Origin of the sequence: Gryllotalpicola daejeonensis, from assembly GCF_039538145.1 — a bacterium.
In the GTDB taxonomy this organism is placed as follows: domain Bacteria; phylum Actinomycetota; class Actinomycetes; order Actinomycetales; family Microbacteriaceae; genus Gryllotalpicola; species Gryllotalpicola daejeonensis.
This window is the reverse complement of record NZ_BAABBV010000001.1, coordinates 2,024,828-2,047,432: the sequence shown is the minus strand read 5'-3', so window position 1 is coordinate 2,047,432 and position 22,605 is coordinate 2,024,828. Positions and strand designations below refer to the sequence as shown.

Below are 22,605 nucleotides of genomic sequence, written 5' to 3'. Positions count from 1 at the left end.
GAAGCGTCCCCTCTTCCCGAGTTCCCCGAGCGCACGGCTGGTGCCCTGCCCGACCCGGTCTCAGCTGCCGCCCTCAGGCGGTTTCACGCCGGCGAGCTCAGCCCGTTGAAGACGGTCGAGATGATGCGGCGGCCCTGGGCGACGCCCTCGTCCGTCGGGGCGACGCGCCACAGGAAGCTCATCAGCATGATGACGTCGACCGGGTCGTGGCCTGGGGCGACGGTGCCTTCTGCAACGCATGCGTCGAGCAGCTTCGCCACCGCCGCGGCGGTGGGCCCCCACGACTCGGCGACGACCTGCTGCGCGGCGGCGGAATGCAGGGCGTCGCCGAGGCCGTGCTTGACGCGGATGTAGCCGGCGAGCGTCTCGAACCACTCGATGAACGCGGCCTTGGCGGATGCCTGCCGCTGCAGCACCTCGTCGGCGGAGGCAGTCATGCGCTCGATGTCGTGCCGATAGGCGGCGAGGATCAGGTCGTCGCGCGTCGGGAAGTGCCGATAGAGCGTGCCGATGCCCACGCCGGCGCGCTTGGCAACGTCGCTGAGCGGGACGAGCGGATTCTTCGCGAACAGCTCGTGGGCCGCGTCGATGATCGCCGTGCGGTTCTTCGCGGCCGCCGTGCGCTGCCTGCCGTAGCTCGCCGGGGTCTCGTCGCTCATGAGTCGATGATGCCCTCTGTTGACATGCGGAGGATCCTCCGCTAACTTGGTTCGAGATGCGGAGCATCCTCCGCAAGTTAAGTCTAGCTGGAGGCATCCGCCATGCAATATGTGAAGCTCGGCACGACGGGGCTCGACGTCTCGCCCATCGCAATTGGCGCGATGACCTACGGCGAGCCTGACCGCGGCCACCCCGTCTGGTCGAAGCCCGAAGACGAGGCGCGGCCGCTCATCAAGCACGCGCTCGACGCGGGCATCAACTTCTTCGACACCGCGAACCTGTACTCGCTCGGCTCCAGCGAAGAGATTCTGGGCAGGTCGCTGAAGGACTTCGCGAACCGCGACGAGGTGGTCATCGCGACCAAGCTGCGCCACCCGATGCGCCTCGGGCCGAACGGCCGCGGCCTGTCGCGCAAGGCGATCATGCAAGAGGTCGACCACTCGCTGGCGCGGCTCGGCACCGACTACGTCGACCTGTACCAGATCCACCGCAACGACCACTCGACCCCGTGGGAGGAGACGCTCGAGGCGCTCAGCGACCTCGTCAAGGCGGGCAAGGTGCGCTACCTCGGCGCGTCGTCGATGCACGCATGGGAGTTCGCGAAGGCGCTCAACCTGCAGAAGCAGCACGGGTGGGCCCGCTTCGTCTCGATGCAGGACCACTACAACCTGCTCGCCCGCGAGGAAGAGCGCGAGATGATCCCGCTCTGCCTCGACGAGGGCGTCGGAACCATCATCTGGTCGCCGCTGGCGCGCGGCCGTCTCGCTCGCGCCTGGGATGACGCGAAGTCGACGGCACGGTCTGAGACCGATGGGGCGTACGCCGACCTGCTCTACGCGCCGTCGGAGGAGGCATCCAACCGCGCGATCATCGACGCCGTCGGGAACGTGGCAGCCGCGCACGGCGTGAGCCGCGCCCAGATCGCGCTCGCCTGGCTGCGGCACCAGCCCGTCGTGACTGCGCCGCTCGTGGGCGCAGGCTCGATCGCGCAGATCGACGACGCCGTCGCCTCGCTCGACATCGTGCTCAGCGACGACGAGCTCAGGGCGCTGGAGGCGCCATATACCCCGCGGTACGACTGGCAGGGCGTGTCGGACGAGGCCGAGCTCGAGGCGATCCGCCGTCGCGTGCCCGGCATGGCGCTGTAAGAGAGGAGCGAACGATGGCACAGGTACTCGTCACCGGCGGCACCGGATTCATCGCCAGCTGGTGCATCGTCGCCCTGCTCGACGCCGGCCACGACGTGCGCACCACGGTTCGCAGCCTTGCCCGCGAGCCGCGGCTGCGGCAGACCATCCACTCCGGCACCGAGTTCGATGACACGCGTCTCAGCGTCGTGCGCGCCGACCTCGAGAGCGATGAGGGCTGGGCGGATGCGGTCGCCGACCTCGCCCCCTATCAGCGCTCCAAGACGCTGGCTGAGCAGGCGGCGTGGAGGTTCATTGACGAGGAGGGCGGCGAGATGGAGCTCGCAGCGGTGCACCCCGCCGCCGTCATCGGCCCCGTGCTCGGCCCTGACGACCCACCCTCGCTGCGGATCATCACCGGCATGCTGGAAGGCCAGCTGCCCGCGTGCCCGCCGTTCGGCACCAGCTGGGTCGACGTGCGCGACGTCGCCGACCTGCACGTGCGCGCGATGACCGACCCGGCCGCGGCCGGTGGCCGCTGGCTCGCCGCCACCGGCCGGGGAATGCGCATCGTCGAGGTCGCGCGCATCCTGCGCGAGCAGCTCGGCGACCGCGCGGCCAAGGCCCCGACGCACGAGCTGCCGCTTCCCGTCGCCCGGCTGCTCAGCCGCTTCAACCCCGGCCTGCGCGCCCTGCGGCCCCAGCTCGGCAAGAACTTCTACGCGACCGGCGCCAAAGCCGAGCGGCTGCTCGGCTGGAAGCCGCGGCCGATCGAGGTCACCATCGCCGAGACGGCCGAGAGCCTGCTCGCACACGGCGTCTGAGGTCGGGGTCCTGCCTCAGTCGCTCACGCGACCAGGGTCCCGCCGTCGACGACCGAGACGGCGCCGGTGACATAGTCCTGGTCCATCAACGCGAGGAAGGCCTTGGCAACGTCGTCGGGCTCGCCGACTCGGCCGAGGGGAAGCGAGGCGGCCAGCCCGGCGTACATGCCCTCGCGATCGGCGTCTGAGAGCTGTGCCCACAACGGCGATCGCACCACACCGGGTGCCACCACGTTCACGCGAAGCGGTGCGAGCTCGACCGCGAGGCTGCGCGCTGCCGAGACCATCGCACCGGAAACAGCGGTGCCGAGTGTCCACCCCGACCCACCCTTGAAGGCAGCGGTGCCGCTCATCAGGGTGATCGAGCCCTTCGTGGAAAGGTGAGGCACGGCGAGCCGGACCGCATTCAGCGCATGGAAGAGCCGCAGACCGAAGAACTCCTGCGCGCGGTCGACCGTGTACTCGGCAAGGGGCAGCCCGGTGAGGTTCTCAGCGGCCGTGTAGGCCAGGTGATCGAACTCGCCGACCTCGTCGAAGAAGGCGGCGACCGCCGAGCTCGAGCTCGCGTCAACGGCTCGGCCGACGACGCCGGCCGGCAGCTGGGCAAGCGCCCGTTCGATCGAATCGGGGCGGCGTGACGCGATGGTGACGGCGGCGCCGCTGTCGGCTGCGCGTCGCGCGATGGCGAGGCCGAGGCCGCTGGTGCCGCCGATGATGACGATTCGGGATGAGGTGTTGACTGTCATGGCCTCAGCTTCAGGCCGTGACGTTCTCGTCGTCCAAGACCCTTTCCGTCGTCAGTGATGCCCGCAGGGCATGAGCGAGTTCGACCGCCTTGGCGAGAATCGGGGATTCCCGCCCACGAGCCCAGGCGACGGCGACCTCGCTCGGTGCGAGCCCCTGAACCTCGCGGGCGACCACATCGGGCCGCGTGTAGAACCGCGCCGTCGACGCAGGAAGCACCGCGACGCCCATCCCCAGCGCGACCCGCTCGAGCTTCACCTCGACTTCTCGCGGAGAGGCGACGGATGCGTCAACAGGCAGACCGCGCCGGACTCGAGCCTGTCGCCACTCCGGAACGGCGTCGGGCGACTGCAGCAGTTCGAGCTCGGCGAGTTCGTCGACGGTGACCACAGTGCGCTGCGCCAGCACATGAGATGCCGGAAGGACCGCAAGGCGGCGTTCCCGGAACAGCGACTCCACAATCAGTCCCCGCGCATGGACGGGAAGCCGCACCAGCCCGAGGTCGACTCTGCCGTCAAGGACGGTCTCGACCTGGTCGTCCCACCCGGTACGCACGGCGTCGACCTCGACATCGGGAAACGCGGCTCGCAGGCCCTGCAGAATCGGCGTCGCAAGCAGTCCGGGCATGAATCCCACGCTCAATCGCTGGGTGCCGCGCGCCGCATACCTGGCGCGACGCTGAATGGCCGCGGCAGCCTGCAGCATCGCGCGCGCGTCGGGAAGCAGGCCGCGCCCGGCCTCAGTGAGTGTGGTTCCCCGCGTGGAGCGCTCGAAGAGCGACACGCCGAGTTCGCGCTCGAGCTGCGCGATCTGGCGGCTCAGCACCGGCTGGGTGATGTGCAGCCGTTGCGCCGCACGGCCGAAGTTCTCCTCGTCTGCCACGGCGACGAAGTACTCCATTCGTCGCAGGCTGAGGTCGCTCACCGCACCATCGTCGCAGAGGGGCCCGACAGAGGGGTCTGCACGACCCGCGGGAAGCGCAGCCGAGACGACGCCGGACCCCCTCGCTTTGGGGAGAGGCGAGTGGTCGGCGGCGCGCCGGGGCCCGCTATACGCTGGTCTGGGGTTGAGGAGGAGTCAGTTACGACGAAAGTGTGTCCCCTCATGCTCAAAAACCTCGACCCGATCCTGTCCGGCTCCCTGCTCGCTGTTCTCGATGAGATGGAGCCCGGCGAATGGCTCACGCTGACGGCCGGTCCCGTCCGTACGCCCGGCCTCAACGAAGGCCACACCGTCATCGACCTCAGCGAGAAGAGCGTTGAAGCAACGACTCAGGCGCTGCTGAGCGTGCTGCCGCTCGACCACGCCGAGGCGCCGATCGCGTACCTCGACGACCTCGACGCACACGACGAGCTTCCTGACGTCGTCTTCGCCGTCTGCGGCATCGCCGCCGACGCCGAGCTGCGCCGCGTTTCGATGTCGCGCCTCGACGAGGACGACTTCCACGCGCTCGCGGCGGACGCCGCCGCTACCATCCGCACCGACCGCTTCGGCGAGCCGGCCGCGTTCCTGCTGCGCAAGGGCGAGCTCGTCGCGGCGTAGGGCACCCGAAGCCCGAGTCCGACTGCTCGAACGACACGAGGCCCGCACCCGTCACGGGGTGCGGGCCTCTCGCATCTGCCCAGCGCTTCGAGGCCGCACCGGGCCATATATCGTCCGCGTATCTGTACGGGCATACGGGACGACAACATGAGGCGGGCTCTACTGGGACCATGCCAACCCCTCGCCTCTCGGACAGCCTGCCGTCTCGCACGCACGACCGCGCTGCGCTCACCGTCATCCTCTTCGTCGTGTATCTCGCGCTGCTCGTGTGGCTTGTGATGTGGAAGTTCGAGTCGCCGTGGGTGGCGGACGGCGCGGGGCGCGACATCAAGCTCGTCCCGTACGTCCAGACGGCGACTGCAGGCGCGAACCCGGTCGGCGAGATCGCCGCGAACGTCGCGATCTTCGTCCCCTTCGGCATGTACGTCGCGACTCTCGCCCCCACCTGGGCGTCGTGGCGCGCAGCCGGTGTCTTCGCGGGTGTGAGTCTCGCTCTTGAGATCGGCCAGTACGTCTTGGCGACCGGCGCGTCAGACACGGCGGACGTGATCGACAACACCGTCGGTGGCCTGCTCGGGATTGCCGCGATCGCCCTGCTGCGGCGCAGCCTGCCGGGGAGGGCGACAGCACTCGTGACAAGGGTGCTGTTCGTGGGCACCGTGGCGGTGGCCGTTGCCGTCGCTGCATTCATCGCCTCGCCCATTCGCATGGGGCCGCACAACCCCGGCCACCTGCGTCACTTCGCCGGGCCCGAATCGACGCTGCTGCCGCGGCCGGGCAACTGAGCGGGCGAGACGCCTCAGGTCCCGGAAGGTGCGCGCGGCAGCAGCACCGTCGCGCGCAGGCCGCCCTCTGCGCGGGCGGTCAGCGTCAGCATCCCGTCATGCGCGTGAACGATGCTCTTCGCGATCGCCAAGCCGAGCCCGAGACCCGCGTGATCGCTGTGGACGCGCTCGGTTCCGCGACGGAACGGCTCGGTCAACGTGGCGACGAGCTCAGGGGCGAGCACGGGCCCCGTGTTCTCGACCGTGAACCCGACGCGGTTCCCGTCGACGGCGGTGCTGACCTGAACTGTGCCTCCCTCGGCGATGTTGTGCACGATCGCGTTGTGCACGAGGTTCGTCATCAGCTGCAGCAGGAGCGCGTGCGAGCCGAATGCGGGGGCGGCAGTGCCGTCGCTGTCGATCGCGACGCCCCTCTTGTCGGCCAGGGGCACGAGGGCCTCGACCGCGTCCTCAGCAAGCAGCGACAGGTCCACGCGCTCGCGGCTGAAGGAGCGCTGATCGGCGCGGCTGAGCGTGAGCAGCGCTTCGGTGAGCTCGATCGCGCGAGTGTTGACTTCGTGGAGCCGGTCGATGAGGCTCCGGACATCCACATCCGGATCGTTGCGCGCCACGTCGAGCAGCGTCTGCGTGATCGCCAGCGGCGTGCGCAGCTCGTGTGAGGCATTGGCCGCGAACCGCTGCTGCTCGGCATCGTGCGCCTCGAGGCGATCGACCATCGCATCGAAGCTGTCCGCGAGCTCGTGGAACTCGTCGTCGCGGCCCTCCATGGCGATGCGGTGCGAGAGTGAGCCGCTCGCGACCCGGCGGGTGGCCGCGGTGATTCGTCCGAGCGGCGCGAGCATGCGCCCCGCCAGCAGCCAGCCGCCCAGCAGGCCGAAGACGAGCAGGAACGCCATGGCCTCCGCCGCGCGCGGAACGAATGCGCGCTGCAGATCTGAGCGATCGGGGAAGAAGCGGACGAGGCCGTCGAGCCCGGGCTGCGACGTGATCGCGTGGTCGGGAACGTATCGCAGCAGGAACACCCAGACCGTGGCGAGCAGCAGGGCGCCGGCGAGCATGAGGAATCCGGCGTAGCTGAAGGTGAGCTTGAGCCGGACGCTGACGCCGCGGCGCCTAGGCATGACGCCTCGGCGCCGCCGGGGCGCCCGCCTCTGTGCTGATGCGGTAGCCGACCCCAGGCACCGTCGCGATGAGCCACGGCTCGCCCAGCCGCTTGCGCAGGGCGGACACGGTGATGCGCACGGCGTTGGTGAACGGGTCGGCGTTCTCGTCCCACGCGCGCTCCAGCAGCTCTTCCGCGCTGATCACGCCACCCTCGGCGGCGACGAGGACTTCGAGCACCGCGAACTGCTTCCTCGTCAGGGCGACGTACCTGCCGTCGCGGTACACCTCGCGCCGGAACGGGTCCACTCGCAGCCCGGCGAGCTCGCGGACAGGTGGTCTGGCCTCGGCCCGGCGGCGATCGAGTGCCCGCAGCCGCAGCACCAGCTCGCGCAGCTCGAAAGGCTTGGTGAGGTAGTCGTCGGCGCCCAGCTCGAATCCGGACGCCTTGTCGTCGAGGCGGTCGGCGGCGGTCAGCATCAAGATCGGCATTCCCGTGCCAGATTCGACGATGCGTCGGGCGACCTCGTCACCGGAGGGGGCCGGGATGTCGCGGTCGAGGATCGCGATGTCGTACCGGTTGATGCTCAGCAACTCCAGCGCGGTGCTGCCGTCCCCCGCGATATCCGCCGCGATGGCCTCGAGCCGCAGGCCGTCGCGGATAGCCTCGGCCATGAGGGGCTCGTCTTCGACGATCAGCACTCGCATGACGTCGATGGTGTCAGCCGCGGCTTATCGCCGGCATATCGAATGCCGCATACGCCCTTGCAACAGGGCCCGCGGTGGGCTGAGTGCATGAATCGCACCATTCAGCCTGAACGGAAGCGCCGCCGCGCCTCGCCCATCGCGACTCTGATCGTCTGGCTGAGCGGGCTGGCCGCTGTTGCGACGGCCGCTGCTCTCGCCATCGCGACGCTCACACCCGACAGCGACGCCACCGCAGCCGCGTCGAACAGCGGGGCCATGGGGTCTCAGGTCGAGTCGTCGACCTTCCAGTCGACGGGCGGTTGGCCCGAGCAGGGTCAGGGGGCTTACGTGCTCGGTGACGACACCCCGGCGGTGAGTGGCAACCAGCAGCCCGTGCCGATCGCGAGCGTGGCCAAGGTCATGACCGCGTATGTCGTGCTGAAGATGCATCCGCTCACCGACGGCGCGAGTGGCCCGACCTTCACCGTCGAGGCGCAAGACGTCGCCGACACCGAGAAGCGCAGAAGCGAGGGCCAATCGGTCGTCGCCGTCAGCGCAGGTGAGCAGCTCACCGAGCGCGACGCCCTGATGGCGATCCTGCTGCCCTCCGCCAACAACGTCGCCGTTCTCGTCGCACGCGAGACCAGCGGAAGCGTCGCGGCATTCGTCGCGAAGATGAATCAGACCGCGCGGGCGCTGGGGATGACCCGCACGACCTACACCGACCCGAGCGGCTACGACCCCAAGACGGTTTCCACCGCCCTCGATCAGCTGCGCCTCGCTCAGGTCGTCGCAGCGAACGCGACGCTGAGCGCCATGATGTCGACCGCCGGCTACACACTGCCCGTCGCAGGTTGGGTCACCAACACCGACGCGCTTCTCGGCCGCGACGGATTCGTCGGCATGAAGACCGGCTCCGATGACGCGGCGGGCGGATGCTTCATGTTCCGTGCCGTGCGCCACACCGCCGCGGGCGACGTCACCCTGATCGGTGTCGTGCTCGGGCAGCACGGACCCGACCTCATCGCCGCCGGGCTGAACGCGGCCCAGCAGCTGGCGGACCGCGTCGCCCCGATCGCAACGGATGGCGCGCCGCCGCGTCTGTCCCGCACGCACCCCTAGGCGGGCCGCCTCCGAGCCGGTCCGTCTTCCCGGACCGCCCAGGGCGACAACCGGCGCCGGCTGAAAAGGTCGGGACGCGCGCCATAGGGTGAGGCCGTGATCGAGCCACGCGAGCTGCTTGCCTCCGTCGGGTTCCCAGAGCCTCGCGCGCTGACGCGCATGAACGGTCAGGATGCCGCCGTCTGGCGCGTCGACGACGGCGAGCGCAGCGTGGCGCTGCGTGTGCTGCCGCCCGGGCGCGGGATCGAGGGCGAGGTGCGCGCGCAGAAGATCGCGCTGGACCTGGGGATGCCGGTGCCGACTGTTCTTGAATCGGGAGTCTTCGCCCAGCATCCGTTCACGATCACCACCTGGCTCGCCGGTGAGTCGATCGGCGACGCGCTCGCCGCGGGCGGTGAGCCGGCCGCGCTCGGCTCGCTGCTGGGGCGGGCTCTCGCCGGGTTGCACGAACCGCTGCCCGACGGCGGCGTGCTCTGCCATCTCGACTTCCAGCCGTTCAACGTGCTGGTCACCGGCGACGAGGTGACCGGCATCGTCGACTGGTCGAACGCCCGCATCGGTGACCCTCGCGAGGATCTCGCGACGACGCGGGTCGTCCTGCAGTTCGCGCCGGCTCTGATGCCCGAGTTCGAGGCGCTGGTGGCGCCGTTCGCCGACGCCGTCCTCGGCGCGTACGGTCGGGTGCGTCGGCTGCCGCACGACGACGAGCTGCGGCCCTTCGCGCAGGCGGCGGCGCGCACCCAGCTCGACGTCTGGGCTGGTCGCGTCGAGAGCGACGCGGCCGACCCGTCTCTTGCGGGTGCGGCGAAGGCCGTACTCGACTTCTGGAGCTGACTCGCAGCCTCAAGTCCTGTCGCCGGCTTCCTTCGCGGCTACGGCACGATGATCGCTCGACCGCGAAGAGTGCCGTCGTGGAGCCGGCGGTACGCCTCAGGCGCTTCGTCCAGAGTGAATCGCTCCGTCTCCACGTGGACGAGGCCGGCGCGGGCGAGGTTCAGCACCTCGATGAGCTCTCCGCGTGAGCCCCAGTAGGGCGCGCGCACCGTCGCGTCGTACGGCCGTGCCAGCATGCCGACATCGGCCTTGGCCGCGCCGACGCCGACGAGCACCTGATCGCTTTCAACTCCTGCGAGCGCGGCACCGAGGTCGATCGTCGCCTGGGCGGCGACGAAGTCGAACACCGCGGTGACCGTCTTCCGCCCTGTCGCCTGCTCGATCACCGCGGGCGCGTCGGAGTTGGAGAGGAATGCGTGATGCGCGCCCACGTCCTTCGCCAACGCCAGCTTGTCGTCATTCACATCCACGGCGATCACGACCGCTGGGGTGAGCGCCCGCAGCAGCTGGATTGCGACGTGGCCGAGGCCGCCCGTGCCGATCACCACCGCGACGCTACCGGGGCCGAGCTTTCCGAGTGAGCCCTTGATCGCGTGATACGGGGTCAGGCCCGCATCGGTCAGTGCGACGTTCTCGACCGGGTCCAGATCGCCCAACGGGACAAGGAACCGAGGATCGTCGATGATCATGTACTCGGCCATCGACCCGTCGTGGCCGAGGCCCGGCGGGGTGATTCGGAGATCAGCTGCACGCTCGCAGTAGTTCTCTTTCCCCTGCGCACACTGGTAGCAGTTCCCGCAGCCCCAGGGGCCGTAGACCGCCACCGCGTCGCCGACCGCGACGCTCGTGACGCCGGCGCCGAGCTTGTCGACGATGCCGACGCCTTCGTGCCCGAGCGTCATGGGCAACGGGTACCCGAAGCCGCCGACATAGGTCTCTTTGTCGAGCCCCATCACGAATGAGTCGGAGTGGCAGGCTCCCGCGGCGGTGACCTTGAGACGGACCTGGCCGGGGCCAGGCTCGGGGGTGGGAACCTCGCGCACCTCCGGGGGTGCGCCGACCTTGACATATTGCAACGCCTTCATTGCATGTCCTCTCCGTCCGCTGACGTTTACATCCTCGCCCTCGAAGCCGAAGTTGCGTCCGCCCATGGCGGAATATCCCCTGGCCTGGGGAAGTTGAGCCAAGTAGACTCAACTTTGAGCGGCGGGTGCTGCGAAGCATCCGCCATCGATAAATCCCAGACGAGAAGGACCGACCGAACAACATGGCCAACATGCAGGGCGTGCCGCCGACGACGGACGAGGGGAAGAGCGCCCTCGAGCAGTTCGGCATCAACCTCACCGAAGTCGCCCGTCAGGGCAAGCTCGACCCCGTGATCGGGCGTGACTCCGAGATCCGCCGCGTCAGCCAGGTGCTGACGCGCCGCACGAAGAACAACCCCGTGCTCATCGGCGAGCCCGGCGTCGGCAAGACCGCCGTCGTCGAGGGGCTCGCGCAGCGCATCGTCGCGGGCGACGTCGCCGACTCGCTGAAGGGGAAGGAGCTCGTCGCCCTCGACATCTCCGCCCTGGTCGCGGGCGCGATGTACCGCGGCCAGTTCGAGGAACGCCTCAAGGCCGTCCTGAAGGAGATCAACGAGTCCGACGGCAAGATCATCACCTTCATCGACGAGCTGCACACGCTGATGGGCGCCGGCGGCGGCGAGGGCTCTGTCGCCGCCGCAAACATGCTCAAGCCCATGCTCGCCCGCGGCGAGTTGCGCTTGATCGGCGCGACGACGCTGAACGAGTACCGCGAGTTCATCGAGAAGGATGCCGCGCTCGAGCGCCGCTTCCAGCAGGTGTACGTGGGCGAGCCGTCGGTCGAAGACACCGTCGCGATTCTGCGCGGGCTGAAGGAGCGCTACGAGGCGCACCACCGCGTGGCAATTGCCGACTCGGCGCTCGTGGCCGCCGCGGTTCTGAGCAACCGATACATCTCGAGCCGCCAGCTGCCCGACAAGGCGATCGACCTGATCGACGAGGCGGCGTCGCGGCTGAAGATGGAGATCGACTCATCCCCCGTCGAGATCGACGAGCTGAAGCGCGCCGTCGACCGACTGAAGATCGAAGAGCTCGCCCTCAAGAAGGAGAAGGACGACGCATCCCGCGAGCGCCTCGCCAAGCTGCGCGAAGACATGCGCGAGCGGCAGGCGCAGCTCGACGAGCTGCAGGCGCGGTGGGACGCAGAGAAGGCGAGCCTGCACTCGGTCGGCGACCTCAAGACCCAGCTCAACGAGGCGCGCATCGAGCTCGACCGGGCCATGCGCGAGGGCGACTACCAGAAGGCGTCGAAGCTCAACTACGAGACCATCCCGGGCATCGAGAAGGCGCTCGGCGCCGCCGAGAGCGGTGAGGGCGCGGCATCCGGCCCCCGCATGGTCAACGAGCAGGTGACCGACGAGGACATCGCAGCCGTCGTCGCCCAGTGGACCGGGATTCCCGTCGACCGCCTCACCCAGGGCGAGACCGAGAAGCTCATCAACCTCGAGCACGAGCTGCATCGCCGGCTCATCGGCCAGCAGGCTGCGGTGACCGCCGTCGCCGACGCCGTGCGCCGCTCGCGCTCGGGCATCAGCGACCCGAACCGCCCGACCGGCTCGTTCCTGTTCCTCGGCCCGACCGGCGTCGGCAAGACCGAGCTCGCCAAGGCGCTCGCCGAGTTCTTGTTCGATGACGAGAAGGCTCTCGTGCGCATCGACATGAGCGAGTACGGCGAGAAGTTCTCGGTCTCGCGGCTCGTCGGTGCTCCCCCTGGATACGTCGGGTACGAGCAGGGCGGCCAGCTCACAGAGGCCGTGCGCCGGCGCCCCTACTCGGTGATCCTGCTCGACGAGGTCGAGAAGGCCCACCCCGAGGTGTTCGACGTGCTGCTGCAGGTGCTCGACGACGGTCGCCTGACCGACGGCCAGGGTCGCACCGTCGACTTCCGCAACACGATCCTGGTGCTCACGTCGAACCTGGGCTCGCAGTTCTTGACGGATGCCTCGCTGAGCGACGCCGACAAGAGGTCGGCCGTGCTCGAGTTGGTCCGCCAGGCGTTCAAGCCCGAGTTCATCAACCGCCTCGACGACATCGTCATCTTCGACGCGCTGTCTGCGGCCGAGCTCGGCGAGATCGTCTCGCTGTACGTGGACCGGTTGCAGAAGCGGCTGCAGGAGCGCCGACTCGACGTCGGCGTGACGCCGGATGCCCGGGCCTGGCTCGCCGAGCGCGGGTACGACCCCGTGTACGGCGCGCGCCCGCTGCGCCGCCTGATGCAGCACGAGATCGACGACCGGCTCGCGACCGCGCTGCTGAAGGGCCAGATCAAGGACGGCGACGTGGTGCGGGTGGACGTGGCGCCGTCGCGCGACCAACTCGTCGTCGAGGCCGGCGAGAGCCTGCCCCCGCTCGATCTGGATGGCGACGCGGACGCCGACGCGTCCGTGCTGTAAGACCGCGCTGACGCCGGCCGGGTGCTCACATGGAGCGCCCGGCCGGCGTCCGGCTCGCGCGGTTGCCGGCCGGAGCTACGGCCGGGGGTGGGCGGCGAAGAATGCCCAGATCTGAGCGGCTGCGTCGAAGCCATCGGCCGCCGTCGGGATGGCGTGTGCGAGCCCGTCGACGGTGACGACCTCGACGCTGCGGTCGTCGGCGCACTCGGCGGTCGAGCGGTGGACCCGGGCGGCCTGCGTCACCGTCGGCGGCCTGCAGGCATCCGCAGTTCTCCATGGCTCATCAGACGATGCATCGAAGGTGACCTCGGTGTCCGCCAAGCCGTGGATGTGCATCACGGAGGCGGCGGTCGGGTGGTCGCACCCCGTCTCGACGTCGCCCGAGATCGGCGCGATCGCCGCGAACAGCTTCGTCTCGCAGGCGAGTCGGTACGACATCATCGCCCCGTTGGAGAAGCCGGCGACGTAGACGCGCTTGGGGTCGATCGGTGTCCGCGCCTCGACCTTGTGCACGACCGAGGTCAGGAAGGCGACATCGTCTTTTCCGCTCTCGGCGGCGGTGCCGCAGCAGCCGCCGGCGTTCCACGACCCCTCGATGCCGTCGGGGTAGACCGCGACGAAGCCTGCGCTGTCGACGAGCGGATCGAAGCCGTAGCCCATGGCGGTCGCCGCGACGCCGCCGAACTCGTGCAGCACCAGCACCAGTGGTGCCGGACCGTCGAGATGCTTCGGCACATGCACCGTGACAGTGCGGTCGCCGGGCATCGAGATGACGTGCACCCCGGACTTCAGCTGCGCAGGGGCCGCCGCGACGTGGGCCGCGCCGGTGCACCCCGCGAGCGTGGCGCCGAGCAGCAGAACAAGGGCCGCGACAGCGGTGCGCAAGGTGGTTCTCATCGTCGAGCCGGCCGTGGGCATGAGCATAAGATTCCCGGCTCGGCCCGGGGCCGTCAAGACGTGTCGGCGAAGCGGTTCCAGTGCCGTCGCGGATGCCGATTCGGACGCCGCCGACGTCCGAGAACCTTCATGCCGACTGAACGGATGCCGCCGACTGCCTGAACCGCCTTCGGCGGTATTCGCCGCTGTGGGAGAAATGACCATGGACACCAACGACCGTCGTCTGATCGACGATCTCGCACAGGAAATCGCGAAGGCCCAGCCCGTCACGAAGGATGCAGAGGCCGAGCAGCTGATCGCTCAGCGCATTGCAGCACAGCCCGACGCCGTGTACCTGCTGACGCAGGCGGTGCTTCTTCAGCAGGAGGGGCTGCGGCAGGCACAGGCGCAGGTTCAGAACCTGCAGGCACAGCTTCAGAATCTGCAGGCACAGCAGCGCCGTCAGCAGAGCGGCGGTGGCGGGCTGTTCTCAGGGCTGTTCGGCGGAGGCGGCTTCGGCCAGCCGCAGGCACCGCAATACGCGTCGCCCCAGTACGCCCCGCAGCAGCCGTATTACGCGCAGCGCGGCAGCTCGAGCTTCCTCGCGCAGGCGGCCTCGAGCGCTGTCGGCATCGCCGGCGGGCTGTTCCTGTTCGAGGGCATCTCGAACCTGTTCGGCGGTGACGGCTTCGGCGGCGGTCAGGAGCAGGCCTTCGAACAGGGCTATGACCAGGGCTACGACAGCGGCTTCGACCAGGGTCAGGACCAGGGCGACCAGGGTGCGGGAGCCGACCAGGGTCAGGGATTCAACGACCAGAGCGGCTTCGACCAGGCGGGCTTCGACCAGGCCGGCTTCGACCAGTCGGGGTGGGACAACAGCGGAGACTTCGACGGCGGCGGCGACTGGGGCGTCTGACCGTCGCAATCGGCAGCGGTGCAGAGCGCGTGCCGCCCGCCTCTCCGCTGCACTTCGATGACGACACCATTTTCTAAGCCGACGACACCTTTTCTCACGGCGAGGGCACCAATGGTGCCCACACCGGCACCATTGGTGCCCTCATCGAAGTGCCGCTGAGCCGCTGCGCCGCAGGCGACGTTCTTCGAGCCGGCTGGTGACGCACACAGCACTTGAACGAGAGAACCATTTCCGTCGGCAATAGAGACATGTCGCGCGCGCAGAGACAATGTCTCCCGCCCAGAGACGATGGCCCGCCACGAGAGACACCGTGTGCTCAGGCAGCACCATTGGTGCTATTCGTGCGAAAAATGGTGCTCTCGTTCAAGTGCGCGCGGCGAGGCATCCCGCGGGTAGCGCATGAAAAGCACGCGCAGGCGCGTGTGTCTGCGACAGCCCGTGAGAGGTGCGGGCAACCGGCGGGGTGTCAACGACCGACCGCGCGAGGTGCGGGCAACCGGCGGGGCGTTAACGACCGGCCGCGTAGCCCTGCGCGCCACGCGCGTTCGCCGCTGCCCACAGCGTGCCTGTCGACGCGTCGCGGCCGACCGCAGACAGTCGTCCGAGCGACCAGTCGCCGGGCACCGTCACCTTGTGGCCACGCGCCTCGAGCTCGGCGATGACGGATTCCCCGACTCGCCCTTCGATGACCAGGCCGGCCGGCTCCCACACGCGCGGCCAGAAGCTCGACAGATGGCTCGTCGTGTGGAAGGTCGGCGCGTCGATCGCCTGCTGACCGCTCCAGCCGCCGACGAGCATGCGCAGTAGCGCGGGCAGCTGCCACTGGTCCTGCTGGTCGCCGCCGGGGGTGCCGAGGGTGAACAGCGGGCCGTCGGCGTCAGAGACGACAGTCGCCGACAGCGTCGTGCGGGGCCGCGCACCGGGGCGCAATGCGCTGGGGGATGCCTCGTCGAGCCACGCCATCTGCAGACGCGTTCCGAGGCAGAACCCGAGCTCGGGAATCGTCGGCGACGACTGCAGCCAGCCGCCGGACGGGGTGACGGTGACGATATTGCCCTGCGCATCGATGACGTCGAGGTGACAGGTGTCGCCCCGAGTCTGGCCGGTGGCATCCGTTCCCGGTTCATCGGAGACAGGCTCGTCTTCGACGTCGATGTCGTCGACCAAGCCGGTCTTCCCGGCCCCGATCTCGCCGAACGCCGCGAGGTCGACGGGCACGCGCCCGTCGGGCGACCCCGGCCGCAGCTCGGCGCTCGCCCGCTCGCCGATCAGCGCGGCGCGCTCGGTGGCGTACTCCGGCGACAGCAGCGTCGCCAGCGGCACGTCGACGAACGCGGGGTCGCCGTACCAGGCGTCGCGGTCCGCCAGCGCGAGCTTCTCGGCCTCGGCGATGACGTGGATGCCGAACGCGGTCGACGGGTCGAGGTGCTCGTCGGTGAGGCCGTGCAGGCGGCCGTACGCCTCGAGGATCGCGAGCATCTGCAGCAGCACGGGCCCCTGGCCCCACGGCCCGGTCTTCGCGATCGTGTATCCGCGGAACTCGAGCGTGACCGGATCCTCTTCGCCGGGTCGGAAGTCGGCGAGGTCGGCGGCCTCGAGCACGCCCGCGTGGTCGCGCCCGTCGCTGTGCCGGTGCGGGGTGGCGGCGAACGCCTCCATCGCCTGGGCGACGAAGCCGGTCTTCCAGACGGCGCGGGCGGCCTCGATGCGCTCCTCGCGGGTGCCGTCGTCGGGGCCGGCTGCCAGCAGCCGCCGCAGCACCTGGGCGTAGGCCTCGTTGGTGATGACCTGCCCCGGGCGCGGCGGGTTGCCGTCTGCGTCGAGCCACAGCGCTGCGGACGATGGCCAGTGGGCCCGGAACAGGGGCGCGATGCGCTCGATCGTGGTCACCACGGCAGGGGCGACGGGATGCCCGTCCGCGGCGTACTTGATGGCATAGTCCAGCACGTCCTGCAGTTCCCAGGTGCCGTGCTCGGCGAGCAGCCACAGCCAGGCATCCACCGCCCCGGGCACGGCGGCAGCGAGCGCGCCGGAGCCCGGCACGTCGGCGAGGCCCTCGACGTCGCGGTAGTGCTCGATGGTCGCGCGTCGCGGGGCGGGGCCCTGCCCGTCGAAGACGCGCACCGCGCCGGCATCCCCGGCCCCATCAGCGCCGAGCGCGCCATCCGCGCCGCGCTCGCCCGCCATCGCGAATAGGCCGGTCAGATCACCGCCGGGCCCGTTGAGGTGTGGCTCGACCACGTGCAGCACGAATCCCGCAGCGACGGCGGCGTCGACCGCGTTGCCGCCGCGCTCGAGAACCGACTGCGCCGTGGCGGTGGCGAGCCAGTGGGTCGAGGCGGCCATGCCGAAGCTGCCGCGCAGCGTCGGGCGGGTGGTGAAGGCATCCGGCGTGCTGAAGACCATCCCCTCACGCTAGCGTCAGGGCATGGCCACGCGACCCGGTCTGACGCAGAAGCAGCTCGCGCTCCACGCGGACGAACTCGGCTACGAACCACGAAGGGCAGTGCGCTGGCTGTCGCCGTCGCAGCTGATCAACTCGGGAATCCAGGTCGCCATCGCGCAGCAGTTCGCGGACTTCGCCGACCGCCGCGACGTGCAGAGCGCGTACCCACAGGGCATCATCGCGATCGACGGCAGCGAGAGCGACGACGAGCTCTGGTTCGACTTCGTCGCCGACCTGGGCGACGGGTTCGACGCGACTTACACCGTCGCGCACCTGCTCTCGGAGCCGCAACTGGCGGTGCGCGGCAGCGGCGGCGAGGGCCGCGATCACACGGGCGATGCAGGCGATGAACGGATGCTTCCCCGCGGCTCCCTGCTCGTGATGGGTGGCGACGAGGTCTACCCGACGGCCTCTGACCGCGCCTATCTCGACCGCACGGTCGGCCCCTATGCCGCGGCTTCTGCCGATCTGCCCCGTCGCTCGGGCACCCTGCTCGCCCTGCCCGGGAACCACGACTGGTACGACGGGCTCGCGTCGTTCCTGCGGCTCTTCACGCGCGGTCACGACTTCGGCGCGTGGCGCACGGTGCAGCGGCGCAGCTACTTCGCGGTGAAGCTGCGGCCGAAGTGGTGGCTCGTGGCGGTCGACGCCCAACTCGGCACGACGATCGACGAGCCGCAGTTCGCGTACTTCCGCGACACGCTCTGGCCGGAGCTCGCCGAGGGCGACGCCATCATTCTCTGCACGGCATCGCCCTATTGGGAGACGACGCCCTACGACGCCGATGCGTTCAACGCGACCGCCTGGTTCGAGAAGCACATCCTGCGCAACAAGCTGAGCGATCCGAACGACCCCGACAGCCCGCTCGTTCCCACGGGCGCGAAGGTGCGGCTGTGGCTGTCGGGCGACCACCACCACTACTCGAGATACGAGCAGAAGTCCCCGATCGCCCCGGAGCACGCGGAGCCTGCGACCCTTCGAGACGCGCGGCTTCGCCGTGCTCCTCAGGAACCGCGCGCGTCTCGAAACGATCCCACGGCAGCGCCAGACCAGCGCCGCACGCAGCTCATCACCAACGGCCTCGGCGGGGCGTACACGATGGGCATCGACCGCCTCGCGCCGAGCATCCAACTGCCGGATCCGCAGTCGCGGCCCGCTCCGGACCCCGACGAGGTGGTCGACTTCGAGGCCGGCCCCGTGCGGTTCCCCGGCCCGAAACTCGCGCGCCGCATGAACGGGCTGCTCGCGGGGCCACTCACGCGCTACTGGCTGCCGCGCAGGAATCCGCTCTTCGCCACCTCGATGGGCATCGGCATGCTGCTGCTCGTCGGGGTGCTGTGGCTCGCCGACCTCGCGGTGCGCTCGTTCCACGTGCACTGGGCCGACCCCGTGCAGACGAGGTGGGGCGACGCGCTGATCGCGATCGGCGTGGTGTTCGTCGTGCTGCCGCTCGCGATGGCGATGGCGTCGGGCTACACATCATGGCGGCGGGGTCGCGCTCGCCGCAGGCGCGGCGCCGAGGTGCAGCGCGAGGAGGGCTTCGGCGTACTCAGCTTCGTCGTCGGCTACCTCGCCGCGCTCGTGATCGTGGGCGGACTGTTCCTGCTGTCGGCGGTGGACATGTGGGGGCTTTGGGGCGTCGCGTGGATCGGCATCATCGCCGTCGTCGGCGGGGTGCTCGGCAGCCAGGCATTCGCGCTCGTCGTGCTGTTCTCGCCACCCAGTGCGATCGGCGACTTCAAGGCGACCGGGCTCGCGTATGAGGACGGCAAGGGATTCCTGCGTCTGCACCTCGACCCGAAGACGGATGAGCTCACCGTCTATCCGATCGTGGTCGACCGCACGGTGCACCGCTGGTCGCTGGACCCGCTGCCGGGAAGCTCCGTCGTGCCGACGCCCGCGTCGGGCGAGTGGCCCGTGCCGCGGCTCATCGAGGAGCCGATCCGGGTCGCCCGCGAGGGCTTCGGCGGCTCTGCACTCGCGTAGGGGCCACACGTTCGTTGAGGAGCACGCGGAGCTTGCGGCCCTTCGAGACGCGCGGCTTCGCCGTGCTCCTCAGGAACCGCGCGTCTCGAAACGCCGCGCGCACTCTCCGTAAGTCACCGATTTGGTCGCAGAGGCACGAAAACAGGCCGCCACCCGCGCAGCTCGACCGAATCGGTGACCTGCCGAGCGTCCCGCCAGCCGGGCGGAATGAATAGCCTGGTGTGATGCACGCGACGACGATCTACGGCAAGAACGACGTTCGATACGAAGAGGTCCCGAAGCCGGAGCTGATCACCGGCGGCGACGCCATCGTGAAGGTGGTCGCGGCGTGCGTCTGCGGGTCGGACCTGTGGCGCTATCGCGGAATCTCCCCGGTGAAGCATCCGGCCCGCATCGGCCATGAATTCGTCGGAATCGTGGAATCGGTCGGCGACCGGGTGTCGAAGATCCACGTGGGCGACTTCGTGATCGCGCCCTTCTACGACTGCGACATGACGTGCGTGAACTGCCGCAACGGCTTCACGACCTCGTGCCTCGAGATCGGCTGGTGGGGCGGCAAGGACCACTGGGGCAACGACATGCAGGGTGCGCAGGGCGAGTACGTGCGCGTCCCGCACGCCGACGGCTCGCTGGTGGCGACGCCGGCGCAGCCGAGCGACGAGCTCGTGCCGCACCTGCTGACCCTCGCCGACGTGTTCGGCACCGGCCACCACGCGGCCGTCTCGGCCGGCGTGAAGCAGGGCTCGACCGTCGCGGTCGTCGGCGACGGGGCGGTCGGCCTCTCGGGCGTGCTCGCCGCACGTCGGCTCGGCGCCGCGCGCATCGTGCTGATGTCGCGCCACGAGGACCGCCAGAACCTCGGCCGCGACTTCGGTGCGACCGACATCGTCGAGCAGCGCGGCGACGAGGGCATCGCGGCGATCAAGGAGATGTTCGACGGGATCGGGCCCGACGCGGTGCTCGAATGCGTCGGCACGAAGGAGTCGATGGACCAGGCGCTGCGCTCCGCGCGCCCGGGCGGCCAGGTCGGCTTCGTCGGCGTGCCGAGCGGTGGCCCCGAGCTGCCCGTGCGCCAGCTGTTCGACTCGAACGTGGGCGTGCGCGGCGGTATGGCGCCGGTGCGCAACTACATCGACGAGCTGCTGCCCGAGGTCTGGAACGGGTCGCTCAAGCCGGGTCTGGTGTTCGACCTCGAGCTGCCGCTCTCGCAGGTGGCCGAGGCGTATGCCGCGATGGACGAGCGCCGAGCGATCAAGTCGCTGCTTCGGCCGTGATCGGGCGCTGGTCGTCCTCGCCGTCGCCGTCGTCTTCGTCTTCGTCTTCGTCCTGTTCGGCCTTCTTCCGCTTCTTCTCTTTCGCGTAGACCAGCGCGGTCGACACGCCGGTGTACGCGCCGTACGCGAAGAGAAGTCCTGCAGCGGTCGGAACGATCCAGCTCCGGTTCCCGCGGGCGTTGACGAGGTCGTTCACCCAGCCGAGCCAGGGCATCGCGTACCAGAGCGTCGCTCGCACCTGCTTGCCGCGCACCGGCTGATCGACGGTCGAGTTCGCGTCGCCCTTCGTGACGAAGACGTAGTCGCCCGTACTCAGGTGCTTGATCTGGACGACGCGATGCGTGACCAGCGTCGGGTCGTTCGGAAACGGCTGGAACGTGATGATCTCGCCGATTCGGATGCGCCCCAGGTCACTCTGCGCGATCGGCCGCACCACGGCCATCGCGCCGGGGTGCAGCGTCGGCTCCATCGATGAGCTGAGAACGGTGAGGGGCACCGCCCCGGCCAGCTTCGGCACTGCGATCGCGGCGACCGCGATGCCGAGAATGAGCGCGAGCAGGCCCGCGCTGATGCCGTACCAGAGCCAGGACCAGACGCCCTTCTCCTTTCGGTCGGTCATCAGCTGCTCTCTTCCGTCGTGGGTTCGACGAGCTCGTAGGTGATCTCGCCGTCGCCGTGCCTCGTCAGCCGGATCGTGCGGGTGGCGTCCGCGCCGCCGACTTTGCCGGTGACAACGACCTCGCGGGCGCCTTCCCAGAACGTCTCGGGAAGAGCCAGGCGCAGGACGCCATCGGCGAGTTCGACGTCGATCTCTTCGTCGTCGACCTTCGCGCTCTCGACGGTCTCACCGCTCGGCCAGTCGAGCTCGACCGACTGTGCTGATTCGTCAGTGCTCACCTCGGTGGGCGCCGTGGGCGCGGGCTGTGCGGGCACAGGCGGCGCGGCCTCGGACTCCTCAGGCGCGGGCGAGTGGGGCGCCGGCACTTCGGCAGCGGGCGCCGCAGGCGCTTCGGCCTCAGGCTGCTCCTTCTGCGTCTCCGCCCCCGGCGTGGTGGCCTGGGGTGCGGCACTGGGCGAGATCGGTTGCGCGGCGGCCGACTCCGACGCAGGTGGTGCAGAGGCCGGCGGAGCCGTCGCAGGCGCGGGCGCGGCGAAGGCGATCACCGGCGCCGCCGCGCTCGAGGACCGCGGCGCTGCCGGGTTGATGCCGTAGATCAGCACAGAGGAGCCGGCGACCCCGACAGCCCAGAGCGTCTTGCGCGCGACCCAGTCGGTGCCGGACGCGCGGACCTCGACCGTGATCGGGACGATCTCGCCGACGGCGGGCGCTGTAGCCCGCAGCGCGCCGGGCTGCCCGAAGGTCGCCATGACCTTCGCCGGGCCGAGTTGATACCGGTTGTTGTAGTAGTACCAGGTCTCCCCCGGGGCGTTCTGCGCGATGCCATTGATGTAGATGGTGAACGCGGGGCCGAACGGGAACGGCGGTGCATCCCACAGCAGGTGGAGGTCGTAGCCGTTCTCCGGGTTCTCCCACCGGGCGTTGCTCGTGTCGACCTCGATCTCCGGCGGTGCAGCAAGGTGCACGTACTGGACGATGCCGGTTCCCGACACGATCGACCAGGCCGTGTCGTTCGCCGACCAGGACGACGAGATCCTGGCGAGGACCGTGATCTCCGTGACCGCGAACTCGCCCTGGTTCGGGTCGAGGCCCGTCGGGTCGAGGGTCGTCCGCACCCCGTAGCTGGCGGACGCCCCGGGCGCGAGCGTGAGGTCGCTGAGCCACGAGGCCCAGCCGCTCCAGTTCGTCGTCTGCGTGACGCCGCCCACAGTGCGTGTGAACTCCCAGTTCACGCGGTCGTAGAGCGAGCTGTTGCTGCCCTCGTCGACCCGCTGCGCGATGCTCGCCTCGAAGTGCTGCAGGGTGACGTCGCCCCGGTTCATCACGACGATCGTCGCCTCGTCGGTGAGGTTGTCGTTCGTGTAGTCGTGCTGATGCAGGTCTTCGAACCCGATCACGCTGAAGTCGGGCCCGCCTGCGTAGATCGTCACCTCCCGGAACGGCGCGAAGTCCGACCACGCTGCAGCCGTCCCGAGCGGGCTGAGCGACGACACCACGGCCACAGCGAGACCGGCCGCAGTCAGGGGGAGCAGCCAACCGTGACCGCGTCGTGCAGCGCACGCGCGGTGCCGCGGCCGGGTCATC

The 22,605-nt window shown here is 69.6% G+C and carries 20 protein-coding genes; 10 read left to right on the top strand and 10 right to left on the bottom strand.

Going from position 1 to position 22,605, the window contains the following annotated elements:
* Window positions 1-83: 83 nt before the first annotated feature.
* Window positions 84-659: a TetR/AcrR family transcriptional regulator gene (locus tag ABD736_RS09970; RefSeq protein ID WP_344791611.1), complete on the bottom strand. Its 576-nt coding sequence runs from the start codon at window positions 657-659 to the stop codon at window positions 84-86.
* Between the two features lie 102 nt (window positions 660-761).
* On the opposite strand from ABD736_RS09970, the gene ABD736_RS09965 reads away from it, so the two are divergent.
* Window positions 762-1,808, top strand: coding sequence for an aldo/keto reductase (locus ABD736_RS09965; RefSeq protein WP_344791610.1), 1,047 nt, complete (start codon window positions 762-764; stop codon window positions 1,806-1,808).
* Between the two features lie 14 nt (window positions 1,809-1,822).
* Window positions 1,823-2,611: an NAD-dependent epimerase/dehydratase family protein gene (locus ABD736_RS09960; protein ID WP_344791609.1), complete on the top strand. Its 789-nt coding sequence runs from the start codon at window positions 1,823-1,825 to the stop codon at window positions 2,609-2,611.
* Between the two features lie 23 nt (window positions 2,612-2,634).
* Here the strand turns inward: ABD736_RS09960 and ABD736_RS09955 are convergent, their stop codons facing one another.
* Together ABD736_RS09955 and ABD736_RS09950 are read right to left on the bottom strand one after the other, a co-directional pair.
* Window positions 2,635-3,357, bottom strand: a complete 723-nt coding sequence (locus ABD736_RS09955) for an SDR family oxidoreductase (protein WP_344791608.1) — start codon at window positions 3,355-3,357, stop codon at window positions 2,635-2,637.
* Window positions 3,358-3,367: 10 nt separating this feature from the next.
* On the bottom strand, window positions 3,368-4,279 hold the full coding sequence (locus ABD736_RS09950; RefSeq protein WP_344791607.1) for a LysR family transcriptional regulator: 912 nt from the start codon (window positions 4,277-4,279) through the stop codon (window positions 3,368-3,370).
* 180 nt (window positions 4,280-4,459) lie between these two features.
* Here ABD736_RS09950 and ABD736_RS09945 point away from each other — a divergent pair, with 180 nt between their 5' ends.
* A complete protein-coding gene (locus ABD736_RS09945; RefSeq protein WP_344791606.1) occupies window positions 4,460-4,897 on the top strand; it encodes an RbsD/FucU domain-containing protein in 438 nt (145 codons plus the stop codon).
* A 170-nt stretch (window positions 4,898-5,067) separates the two neighbouring features.
* Complete coding sequence (locus ABD736_RS09940; RefSeq protein ID WP_344791605.1) at window positions 5,068-5,682, top strand: VanZ family protein; 615 nt, start codon at window positions 5,068-5,070, stop codon at window positions 5,680-5,682.
* Window positions 5,683-5,696: 14 nt separating this feature from the next.
* Here ABD736_RS09940 and ABD736_RS09935 read toward each other — a convergent pair whose 3' ends face one another.
* Both ABD736_RS09935 and ABD736_RS09930 read right to left on the bottom strand, forming a co-directional pair.
* Window positions 5,697-6,803, bottom strand: coding sequence for a sensor histidine kinase (locus tag ABD736_RS09935; protein ID WP_344791603.1), 1,107 nt, complete (start codon window positions 6,801-6,803; stop codon window positions 5,697-5,699).
* Window positions 6,796-7,491: a response regulator transcription factor gene (locus ABD736_RS09930; RefSeq protein WP_344791602.1), complete on the bottom strand. Its 696-nt coding sequence runs from the start codon at window positions 7,489-7,491 to the stop codon at window positions 6,796-6,798. The genes ABD736_RS09935 and ABD736_RS09930 overlap by 8 nt, the downstream gene beginning before the upstream one ends.
* Before the next feature lie 87 nt (window positions 7,492-7,578).
* On the opposite strand from ABD736_RS09930, the gene ABD736_RS09925 reads away from it, so the two are divergent.
* Both ABD736_RS09925 and ABD736_RS09920 read left to right on the top strand, forming a co-directional pair.
* The gene (locus ABD736_RS09925) at window positions 7,579-8,592 is read left to right on the top strand and encodes a D-alanyl-D-alanine carboxypeptidase family protein (protein ID WP_344791601.1); all 1,014 of its coding nucleotides are present in this window, start codon (window positions 7,579-7,581) and stop codon (window positions 8,590-8,592) included.
* Window positions 8,593-8,688: 96 nt separating this feature from the next.
* A complete protein-coding gene (locus tag ABD736_RS09920) occupies window positions 8,689-9,426 on the top strand; it encodes a phosphotransferase family protein (protein WP_344791599.1) in 738 nt (245 codons plus the stop codon).
* Window positions 9,427-9,464: 38 nt separating this feature from the next.
* On the opposite strand, the gene ABD736_RS09915 is transcribed toward ABD736_RS09920, so the two are convergent.
* On the bottom strand, window positions 9,465-10,511 hold the full coding sequence (locus ABD736_RS09915) for an NAD(P)-dependent alcohol dehydrogenase (protein WP_344791598.1): 1,047 nt from the start codon (window positions 10,509-10,511) through the stop codon (window positions 9,465-9,467).
* Window positions 10,512-10,693: 182 nt separating this feature from the next.
* On the opposite strand from ABD736_RS09915, the gene ABD736_RS09910 reads away from it, so the two are divergent.
* Window positions 10,694-12,904 carry an ATP-dependent Clp protease ATP-binding subunit gene (locus ABD736_RS09910; RefSeq protein WP_344791596.1) on the top strand — a complete coding sequence of 737 codons (2,211 nt, stop codon included), beginning with the start codon at window positions 10,694-10,696 and terminating at the stop codon, window positions 12,902-12,904.
* Between the two features lie 75 nt (window positions 12,905-12,979).
* On the opposite strand, the gene ABD736_RS09905 is transcribed toward ABD736_RS09910, so the two are convergent.
* The gene (locus tag ABD736_RS09905) at window positions 12,980-13,822 is read right to left on the bottom strand and encodes a CE1 family esterase (protein WP_344791594.1); all 843 of its coding nucleotides are present in this window, start codon (window positions 13,820-13,822) and stop codon (window positions 12,980-12,982) included.
* Window positions 13,823-14,003: 181 nt separating this feature from the next.
* Here ABD736_RS09905 and ABD736_RS09900 point away from each other — a divergent pair, with 181 nt between their 5' ends.
* Complete coding sequence (locus ABD736_RS09900; RefSeq protein ID WP_344791593.1) at window positions 14,004-14,696, top strand: DUF2076 domain-containing protein; 693 nt, start codon at window positions 14,004-14,006, stop codon at window positions 14,694-14,696.
* Window positions 14,697-15,203: 507 nt separating this feature from the next.
* Here ABD736_RS09900 and ABD736_RS09895 read toward each other — a convergent pair.
* On the bottom strand, window positions 15,204-17,102 hold the full coding sequence (locus ABD736_RS09895; RefSeq protein ID WP_344791592.1) for a gamma-glutamyltransferase family protein: 1,899 nt from the start codon (window positions 17,100-17,102) through the stop codon (window positions 15,204-15,206).
* Between the two features lie 22 nt (window positions 17,103-17,124).
* Between ABD736_RS09895 and ABD736_RS09890 the strand changes: the two genes are divergently transcribed.
* Window positions 17,125-19,128 carry a hypothetical protein gene (locus ABD736_RS09890; protein WP_344791591.1) on the top strand — a complete coding sequence of 668 codons (2,004 nt, stop codon included), beginning with the start codon at window positions 17,125-17,127 and terminating at the stop codon, window positions 19,126-19,128.
* 224 nt (window positions 19,129-19,352) lie between these two features.
* On the top strand, window positions 19,353-20,402 hold the full coding sequence (locus ABD736_RS09885) for a zinc-dependent alcohol dehydrogenase family protein (protein ID WP_344791589.1): 1,050 nt from the start codon (window positions 19,353-19,355) through the stop codon (window positions 20,400-20,402).
* Here ABD736_RS09885 and ABD736_RS09880 read toward each other — a convergent pair.
* On the bottom strand, window positions 20,380-21,021 hold the full coding sequence (locus ABD736_RS09880) for a signal peptidase I (RefSeq protein WP_344791588.1): 642 nt from the start codon (window positions 21,019-21,021) through the stop codon (window positions 20,380-20,382). The two genes, ABD736_RS09885 and ABD736_RS09880, sit on opposite strands and share 23 nt — an antisense overlap.
* Complete coding sequence (locus ABD736_RS09875; protein ID WP_344791587.1) at window positions 21,021-22,604, bottom strand: hypothetical protein; 1,584 nt, start codon at window positions 22,602-22,604, stop codon at window positions 21,021-21,023. Before ABD736_RS09875 ends, ABD736_RS09880 begins: the two co-directional genes overlap by 1 nt.
* Between the last annotated feature and the right edge of the window lies 1 nt (window position 22,605).